Source organism: Frankia sp. Mgl5, from assembly GCF_023242985.1.
In the GTDB taxonomy this organism is placed as follows: Bacteria; Actinomycetota; Actinomycetes; order Frankiales; family Frankiaceae; genus Parafrankia; species Parafrankia soli.
In genome coordinates this window covers 1-352 of sequence record NZ_JALKFY010000535.1, presented here as the reverse complement: position 1 = coordinate 352, position 352 = coordinate 1, and the positions used below count along the sequence as shown (strand labels likewise).

Here is a 352-nt window from a genome sequence, read left to right as displayed (position 1 = left end):
CTTCTTCCAGCGTGCGGCCAGCCACTACAGCGTCAATCGCCTCGACAAAGGCTTGCGCTCCCGCTGTTGCGCCACCCGGATGACCGTGAATGCCCCCGCCAGCGTTTACCACCTCCTCGGTACCGAAGTCGCTGTAAAGCTGGGGAACCAGGCCCGGATGAATGCCCGCAGACGGCACCGGGAACGAACGTGTCATTCCATTGATCGGCTCAACCAGATTGGCGGCCAGCTTGAGCGCTTCCTGTTTATCCAGTGCGACGTTGCCGTACGGGGACGGGAAGAGCACGAGATCAGCGCCAGCCACACGCATCAACTTGCCGAGTAATAATGGTGTGGCGATCCCATAGTCGGG

1 protein-coding gene is annotated in these 352 nt (G+C 60.8%); it reads right to left on the bottom strand.

The window, feature by feature from the left end:
* Nucleotides 1–352, bottom strand: a 352-nt coding sequence (locus MXD62_RS10500; protein ID WP_248829131.1) for a RuBisCO large subunit C-terminal-like domain-containing protein, incomplete at both ends; no start/stop codon positions are given.